Origin of the sequence: Pseudomonas sp. PA-7-1E (assembly GCF_021605325.1) — a bacterium.
GTDB lineage: Bacteria > Pseudomonadota > Gammaproteobacteria > Pseudomonadales > Pseudomonadaceae > Aquipseudomonas > Aquipseudomonas fluorescens_BV.
Genome location: NZ_WKFA01000066.1, coordinates 20287 through 28503, shown reverse-complemented (window position 1 = coordinate 28503; position 8217 = coordinate 20287). Strand labels below are relative to the sequence as shown.

At 59.9% G+C, this 8217-nt stretch carries 9 protein-coding genes; 2 read left to right on the top strand and 7 right to left on the bottom strand.

From position 1 onward, the window contains the following. Positions 1-161: 161 nt before the first annotated feature. The 4 genes from GIW79_RS25995 to GIW79_RS25980 all read right to left on the bottom strand — a co-directional run bounded on the left by GIW79_RS25995 (position 162) and on the right by GIW79_RS25980 (position 4330). Positions 162-926 carry an amino acid ABC transporter ATP-binding protein gene (locus tag GIW79_RS25995; protein ID WP_010444394.1) on the bottom strand — a complete coding sequence of 255 codons (765 nt, stop codon included), beginning with the start codon at positions 924-926 and terminating at the stop codon, positions 162-164. 10 nt (positions 927-936) lie between these two features. Then, a complete protein-coding gene (locus GIW79_RS25990) occupies positions 937-2034 on the bottom strand; it encodes an amino acid ABC transporter permease (protein WP_014717022.1) in 1098 nt (365 codons plus the stop codon). A 10-nt stretch (positions 2035-2044) separates the two neighbouring features. Beyond that, complete coding sequence (locus GIW79_RS25985; protein WP_054898976.1) at positions 2045-3226, bottom strand: amino acid ABC transporter permease; 1182 nt, start codon at positions 3224-3226, stop codon at positions 2045-2047. Positions 3227-3298: 72 nt separating this feature from the next. Further along, on the bottom strand, positions 3299-4330 hold the full coding sequence (locus GIW79_RS25980) for an amino acid ABC transporter substrate-binding protein (protein WP_034128697.1): 1032 nt from the start codon (positions 4328-4330) through the stop codon (positions 3299-3301). Between the two features lie 346 nt (positions 4331-4676). Here GIW79_RS25980 and GIW79_RS25975 point away from each other — a divergent pair, with 346 nt between their 5' ends. After that, positions 4677-5333, top strand: coding sequence for an alpha/beta hydrolase (locus tag GIW79_RS25975; RefSeq protein ID WP_034128698.1), 657 nt, complete (start codon positions 4677-4679; stop codon positions 5331-5333). A gap of 95 nt (positions 5334-5428) precedes the next feature. Next, positions 5429-6895: an ATP-dependent RNA helicase RhlB gene (gene rhlB / locus GIW79_RS25970; RefSeq protein ID WP_034128699.1), complete on the top strand. Its 1467-nt coding sequence runs from the start codon at positions 5429-5431 to the stop codon at positions 6893-6895. 143 nt (positions 6896-7038) lie between these two features. Here the strand turns inward: rhlB and moaE are convergent, their stop codons facing one another. From moaE to moaC, 3 genes are read right to left on the bottom strand one after another with little or no spacing between them, the layout of a single operon-like run. Further along, on the bottom strand, positions 7039-7488 hold the full coding sequence (gene moaE, locus GIW79_RS25965) for a molybdopterin synthase catalytic subunit MoaE (RefSeq protein WP_089041348.1): 450 nt from the start codon (positions 7486-7488) through the stop codon (positions 7039-7041). A 2-nt stretch (positions 7489-7490) separates the two neighbouring features. Beyond that, positions 7491-7733, bottom strand: coding sequence for a molybdopterin converting factor subunit 1 (gene moaD, locus GIW79_RS25960; protein ID WP_014717016.1), 243 nt, complete (start codon positions 7731-7733; stop codon positions 7491-7493). After that, positions 7730-8203 carry a cyclic pyranopterin monophosphate synthase MoaC gene (moaC, locus tag GIW79_RS25955; RefSeq protein ID WP_072447537.1) on the bottom strand — a complete coding sequence of 158 codons (474 nt, stop codon included), beginning with the start codon at positions 8201-8203 and terminating at the stop codon, positions 7730-7732. The genes moaD and moaC overlap by 4 nt, the downstream gene beginning before the upstream one ends. Positions 8204-8217 lie beyond the last annotated feature (14 nt).

The following is an 8217-nucleotide window of genomic DNA, read 5'->3' as shown; positions in this document are numbered from 1 at the left end:
AGGGAGCTTGCTCCCGCTGGGGCGCGAAGCGGCCCCCAAAATGGGACTGCTACGCAGTCCAGCGGGAGCAAGCTCCCTCGCCACAAGTCACTGGTTGTCTGCTCTAGCTCTTAACTGACTGGCATTAGGCACCAGGCCGGGTTTATTTTTTCAAACGTCGATCAATGCAATATCTGGCTCAAGAACAATTTGGTCCGCTCATTCTGCGGGTTATCAAAGAAGTCATTCGGCGCCGCCTGCTCGACGATCTCGCCCTTGTCCATGAAGATCACGCGATTGGCCACTGTGCGGGCAAAGCCCATTTCGTGGGTCACGCACAACATGGTCATGCCGTCTTCGGCCAGGCCGATCATGGTGTCCAGTACCTCTTTGACCATCTCCGGGTCCAGCGCCGATGTCGGCTCGTCGAACAACATGATTTTGGGCTTCATGCACAGCGCGCGGGCAATCGCCACACGCTGTTGCTGACCACCTGAAAGCTGCCCGGGAAACTTGTGGGCCTGCTCCGGAATGCGCACACGCTCCAGGTAGTGCATGGCGATTTCCTCGGCCTTGCGCTTGGGCATCTTGCGCACCCACATGGGCGCCAGCGTGCAGTTTTGCAGGATGGTCAAATGCGGGAACAGATTGAAGTGCTGGAACACCATACCGACTTCGCGGCGGATCGCTTCGATCTGCTTGAGGTCGTTGGTCAGCTCCACCCCATCGACCACAATGCGGCCTTGCTGGTGCTCTTCCAGGCGGTTGAGGCAGCGGATGGTGGTGGACTTGCCCGAGCCCGATGGGCCGCACAGCACGATACGCTCGCCCTGCTTGACGTTGAGGTTGATGTCTTTCAACACGTGGAACTGGCCGTACCACTTGTTGACGCCCTGCATCTGGATAATGCCTTCAGGGCTCACAGGCTGTTTGATTGCTTCGCTCATCAAAAAACTCCTAACGCTTGTGGCCAGTGTCGAGCTTGCGTTCCAGATGCATGGAATAGCGCGACATACCAAAACAGAAAATCCAGAACACCAGGGCGGCGAACACATAGCCTTCGGTGGCCATGCCCAGCCATTTGGGGTCGGCGGCGGCTTGCTTGACGCTGTTGAGCAGGTCGAACAGGCCGATGATGATCACAAGGCTGGTGTCCTTGAACAGGGCAATGAAGGTGTTGACGATCCCAGGGATCACCATCTTCAAGGCTTGCGGCAGGATCACCAGGCCCATGCTGCGCCAGTAGCCCAGACCCATCGCCGCAGCGGCTTCGTATTGGCCCTTGGGAATCGCCTGCAAACCACCGCGCACCACTTCGGCCACATAGGCCGACTGGAACAGGATCACACCGATCAGCGCCCGCAGCAGCTTGTCGAAGTTCATGCCTTCAGGCAGGAACAGCGGCAGCATCACCGAAGACATGAACAGCACGGTGATCAACGGCACGCCGCGCCAGAACTCGATGAAGGTCACGCAGACCACCCGAATGGCCGGCATGTTCGAACGCCGCCCCAGCGCCAGCACAATGCCCAGCGGCAAGGCGCCGGCGATGCCCACCGTGGCGATCACCAGGGTCAGCATCAAGCCGCCCCATTGGCTGGTCGCCACGTTGCTCAGCCCGAACACGCCGCCATGCAGCAAGCAGTAGGCAATGATCGGGTACAGCACCAAAAAGCCCAGGCCATAGATCGCCTTGCGTGGGAAACGCGAGATGAACAACGGCGCCACGCCCACGATGGCCAGCCACACCGTCATGTCCACGCGCCAGCGCAGGTCGACGGGGTAATAGCCATACATGAACTGCCCGAAGCGCTGTTGGATAAATACCCAACAGGCGCCCTCCTTGGTGCAGTCGGCGCGGGTGGTGCCCACCCAGTTGGCATCGAGGATGGCCCAGTGCAGGATCGGTGGCACCACCAGGTACACCAGGTAGATCGCCAGCAGGGTCAGCAGTGTATTGAGCCAGCTCGAGAACAAGTTGGCGCGCATCCAGGCCACCGGCCCGAAGACTTTGCTCGGCGGCGGCATATCAGGTTTGAACGTATGCGTAGTCATGGGTGTGTCCTCACCGCTCGATCAGCGCAATGCGCTTGTTGTACCAGTTCATCAGCAGAGAAATGCTGATGCTGATCGCCAGGTACACGCTCATGGTGATGGCAATGACTTCAATGGCTTGGCCGGTCTGGTTGAGCACCGTGCCGGCAAACAGCGAAACCATTTCCGGATAACCGATACCGGCGGCCAACGACGAGTTTTTCGCCAGGTTCAGGTATTGGCTGGTCAGCGGCGGAATGATCACGCGCAACGCTTGCGGGATGATGACCTTGCGCAGCGTCGGCCCCGGGCGCAGGCCCAGTGAACGTGCCGCTTCGGTCTGGCCATGGCTGACGGACTTGATGCCCGAGCGCACGATCTCGGCAATAAATGCCGCCGTGTACACCGTCAGCGCCAAGGTCAACGCCAACAGCTCTGGGATCAGTACCCAGCCACCGACAAAGTTGAAGCCCGCAAGCTTGGGCATTTCCCAATGCAATGGCGTACCGAAGATCAACACGCATAACGCCGGGATCACCACCAGCAGCGCCAGGCCCGCCCAGAATTTATGGAAAGGAACCCCCGTCGCTTCAAAGCGCTTGTTGGCCCAGCGGGTCATCAGCACGATGGCAACGATAGCGACCACCAGGCTGGTGACAAACGGCCAGAACCCGTCGGACGCCAGCGCTGCCGGCATGTTCAAGCCACGGCTGCTGACAAAGAAGGTGTCACCGAAGTTATGGCTGTTGCGCGGCCCTGGCATGGTCAGGAACACCGCGAAGTACCAGAACAGGATTTGCAACAGCGGCGGAATGTTGCGGAATACCTCCACGTACACCGTCGCCAGCTTGTTGATCATCCAGTTGGGCGACAAGCGTGCCACGCCGATGATGAAGCCGAGCAGGGTTGCCAGCACCACACCGATGACAGTCACCAGCAAAGTGTTGAGCAGGCCGATGACAAACACCCGGGCATAGCTGTCCGATTCGGTGTAGTCGATCAAGTGCTGCGCGATGCCGAAACCGGCACTGCGCTCAAGAAAGTCGAAACCCGAGGTGATGCCCCGGTGTTGCAGGTTGGTCTGGGTGTTATGGAACAGGTACCAGCCCAGCGAGACCACCGCCACGATCGTGATGATCTGGAACAGCCACGCACGCACTTTGGGGTCGCTGAAGCTGAGCTTCTGCTTGGGTGCGCCGATTTGATTTTGCATGAAGTGCCCCGAAAATAATGGAACAGAACATCACCCGGCAGTTGGCCTACCGGGTGACAGAACCATCAGCGATCAGCGCACAGGGGGTGCGTATTGAATGCCGCCGTTGTTCCACAGGGCGTTCAGGCCACGGTCGATTTCCAGCGGCGTGCTCTTGCCCAGGTTGCGCTCGAACATCTCGCCGTAGTTACCCACTTGCTTGACGATCTGTACCACCCAGTCCTTCTTCACTTTCAGGTCTTTACCGTATTCGCCGTCGGCACCGAGCAGACGCGCAACGTCCGGGTTCTTGGTGGCCTTGGCTTCAGCTTCGACGTTCTTGGAGGTCACACCGGCCTCTTCAGCGTTGAGCATGGCGTAGCCCACCCAGCGCACGATGGCCAGCCACTCGTCATCACCGTTACGCACGACCGGGCCCAGGGGCTCCTTGGAAATGGTTTCCGGCAGCACCACGTAGTCTTTCGGCGAAGCCAGCTTGCTGCGCTGGGCGAACAGCTGGGATTTGTCGGACGTCAGCACGTCGCAACGCCCGGACTCCAGCGACTTGGCGCTTTCATCGGAGGTGTCGAAGGTGATCGGGGTGTATTTGAGGTTGTTGGCGCGGAAATAGTCGGAAACGTTCAGCTCGGTGGTGGTACCGGCCTGGATGCAGATGGTTGCACCGTCCAGTTCCTTGGCGCTCTTGACGCCCAGCTTGTTGTTCACCAGAAAGCCGATGCCGTCGTAGTAGGTAATGAAGCCCGGGAATTTCAGGCCCATGCCCGCATCGCGGGAGCTGGTCATGGTGGTGTTGCGCGACAAGATGTCGACTTCGCCTGACTGAAGCGCGGTGAAACGCTCCTTGGCGTTCAACTGGCTGAACTTGACCTTGGTGGCATCGCCAAATACGGCAGCCGCCACAGCGCGGCAATAGTCAGCGTCGATCCCGAGGATCTTGCCGCTGGCATCCGGCACCGAGAAACCCGGCAGGCCGTCACTCACACCGCACTGCACAAAGCCTTTCTTCTGCACGGCGTCCAGGGTGGCGCCCGCCTGGGCAAAACCACTGACACCCAGTACAGCCGCCGCAGAGACGATGGCCAGGGTGGATTTCAATACCTTCATTACAAACCTCCAATTGCTCTTGTTGTGTCGGAGCTCCAACCTCAGCGCACCCTTATGAGGCGATATCGACCCGTGTTGGTTTTTTTTGGGGCCAAGCAGCATGAGGTTTTTGCGGTAATTCCAGTTGCTTTCCCACGAGCGGCAGTCACTGATAGTGTTACCGCCCTGGGAGAGTTCTGACATCGAGCTACACATAGCAAGGCGCGTACCAGAGTCTTGGCCGAGTGGTTGTAACTGCGCTTCGATGGCAAAAGATTCAACCTTGCGACATTCTCTTAACAGATCAACCTGTCGCGCACCGTTCCGACGCACCTCATCGGAGCGCCCGCACATCTATGGAGCAGACATGACCGAACCCTTGATTCTTCAGCCCGCCAAGCCCGCAGACGCCTGCGTTATCTGGTTGCATGGCCTGGGCGCCGATCGCTACGACTTCCTGCCGGTGGCCGAAGCCCTGCAGGAAACCCTGCTGACCACCCGCTTCGTTTTGCCCCAGGCGCCCACGCGTCCGGTGACGATTAACGGTGGCTACGAGATGCCGAGCTGGTACGACATCAAGGCCATGAGCCCGGCCCGTTCGATCAGCCTGGAAGAACTGGAAGCGTCGGCAAAAATGGTCACAGACCTGATTGAGGCGCAACAGAGAACCGGAATAGACACCTCGCGAATTTTCCTCGCCGGTTTTTCTCAAGGTGGCGCGGTGGTTTTCCACACCGCGTTCAAGAAATGGGAGGGGCCCTTGGGCGGTGTGATCGCCCTCTCCACCTATGCGCCAACCTTCGATAATGACCTGGAATTATCCGCCAGCCAGCAACGCATTCCCACGCTCTGCCTGCATGGCCAGTACGACGATGTGGTGCAGAACGCCATGGGCCGCAGCGCCTACGAGCATTTGAAGGGCCGTGGTGTCACCGTGACATGGCAGGAATACCCAATGGGCCACGAAGTGTTACCCCAAGAGATACACGATATAGGCACCTGGCTGACTGAACGCCTGCGCTGAATCCCGTGTTTATGTAGCCGTATGACAGACGCACTACGCCGCGCCCGATTCTTGCATTACACTGGCCGGCGTACATTCCTTAATCAATTAATGAGATGACCGTGCTCAAAGCACTCAAGAAGATGTTCGGCAAAAGCGAGGCTGAGCCGCTCGCGCCTGTTCCCAGTGCTCCTGCCCCCAAGCCCGGCAACCGCAATGACGGTCAACAGCCCGGCCGGAACGCGCCCGCCGCCTCACCGAACAAAACCACGGTGACGCCGCCTGAACAGGTAAAGCCTGCCGCACCCGCCCCGGCGCCTGTGGCCAAGCCCCGTCGCGAACGTGCGCCCAAACCGCCCGTGACCCCCTGGAAACTCGAAGACTTCGTCGTCGAACCCCAGGAAGGCAAAACCCGCTTCCACGATTTCAAACTGGCCCCGGAACTGATGCACGCCATCCAGGACCTGGGTTTCCCGTACTGCACGCCCATCCAGGCACAAGTGCTGGGCTTCACCCTCGCGGGCAAAGACGCCATCGGCCGTGCCCAGACCGGCACCGGCAAGACCGCCGCGTTCCTGATCTCGATCATCACCCAGCTGTTGCAAACGCCGCCGCCCAAGGAACGCTACATGGGTGAACCGCGCGCGCTGATCATCGCCCCGACCCGGGAGCTGGTGGTGCAGATCGCCAAGGACGCCGCCGACCTGACCAAGTACACCGGCCTCAACGTCATGACGTTTGTGGGCGGCATGGACTTCGACAAGCAACTCAAGCACCTCGAAGCCCGTCATTGCGACATCCTCGTCGCCACCCCGGGCCGCCTGCTCGACTTCAATCAGCGTGGCGACGTGCACCTGGACATGGTCGAAGTGATGGTGCTGGACGAAGCCGACCGCATGCTCGACATGGGCTTTATCCCGCAAGTACGCCAGATCATTCGTCAGACGCCGCCGAAAACCGAGCGCCAGACCCTGCTGTTCTCCGCGACTTTCACCGAAGACGTGATGAACCTCGCCAAGCAGTGGACCACCGACCCATCCATCGTCGAGATCGAAGCACTCAACGTTGCCAGCGAAAACGTCGAGCAGCATATCTACGCCGTCGCCGGTGCCGACAAGTACAAGCTGCTCTACAACCTGGTCAACGATAACGGTTGGGAGCGCGTGATGGTCTTCGCCAACCGCAAGGACGAAGTGCGCCGCATTGAAGAACGCCTGGTGCGCGACGGCGTCAACGCCGCGCAACTGTCGGGTGATGTGCCGCAGCACAAGCGCATCAAGACCCTGGAAGGCTTCCGTGAAGGCAAGATCCGCGTGCTGGTGGCTACCGATGTAGCCGGTCGCGGTATTCATATCGACGGCATCAGCCACGTGATCAACTTCACCCTGCCGGAAGTACCGGACGACTACGTGCACCGCATCGGCCGTACCGGGCGTGCTGGGGCTGCGGGTGTGTCCATCAGCTTTGCGGGCGAGGATGACTCGTACCAGTTGCCGTCCATCGAGGCGTTGCTGGGGCGCAAGATCAGCTGTGAAACGCCGCCGACGCATTTGTTGCGCGCTGTAGAACGCAAACGCCCTTGAGCTGAAATGCGGTAAAAAATGTGGGAGCGGGCTTGTGTGGGAGCTGGCTTGCCTGCGATGCAGACACCTCGGTTTTTCAGTCACGCCGAGGTGATGCTATCGCAGGCAAGCCAGCTCCCACATGGGTTTCAGCGTCTGGCTGGCTACTTCCAGCGATCCGCTGCGGCGTGGTCACTGCTGCGCCCTTCTACCCAACGCGGCCCCTCGCTGGTGTTTTCCTTCTTCCAGAACGGCGCCCGCGTCTTCAAGTAATCCATCACAAATGCACAGGCATCAAACGCTGCCTGCCGATGCGCACTGGCCGCGCCGACAAACACAATCGGCTCGCCCGGTTCCAACGTGCCGATACGGTGCAGCACCTCCAGCTTGAGCAACGGCCAGCGCTGTTCGGCTTCCACGGCGATCTTGGCCAGGGCCTTCTCGGTCATGCCGGGGTAGTGTTCCAAAAACATACCCGACACCTCGCGCCCGTCATTGAAGTCGCGTACATAGCCGACAAAGCTCACCACCGCGCCCACGCCCACGTTGGACGCGTGCATAGCGTTGACTTCGGCACCTGGATCAAAGGCTTCGACCTGCACACGAATGGCCATGATCAGCCTCCGGTCACGGGTGGGAAGAAGGCGACTTCATCGCCGGCTTGCACCGGCTCGTCCAGGCTGCACAACTCCTCGTTGCGCGCACACATCAGGCTCGCTTCGTTGAGCACGGCGAACTCCGGATCAGCAGCCAGCGCGAGGCGCACGGCGTCAACAGTGGCAAACTCACCTTCCATCTCCAGCGAATCGAAGCCCACCGCTTCGGCGTAGCGCGCAAAAAACAGTACGTTGATACTCATTGCTGATCCGCCTTGAAATGCCCGCTCTTACCGCCCAGCTTTTCCAGCAGGCGAATACTCTCAATGGTCATGCCGCGGTCCACCGCCTTGCACATGTCGTAGATCGTCAGGGCCGCGACGCTGGCGGCGGTCAGGGCTTCCATCTCAACGCCGGTCTGGCCGGAGAGTTTGCAGCGCGCCACGATACGAACCGCGTCTGTGCCGTCGGCACTCAGCTCCACCTTCACGCCGGTGAGCATCAACGGGTGGCACAGAGGGATCAAGTCACTGGTTTTTTTCGCTGCCTGGATCCCGGCAATGCGGGCCACGGCAAACACGTCGCCTTTGGGGTGGGCGCCGTCGACAATCATTTGCAGGGTGGCGGGCAGCATACGCACCCGCGCTTCGGCCACCGCCTCACGGAACGTCACGGCTTTTTCGGTGACGTCGACCATATGGGCGCGACCTTGGGAATCGAGATGAGTCAGCACAGGGATACTCCTGA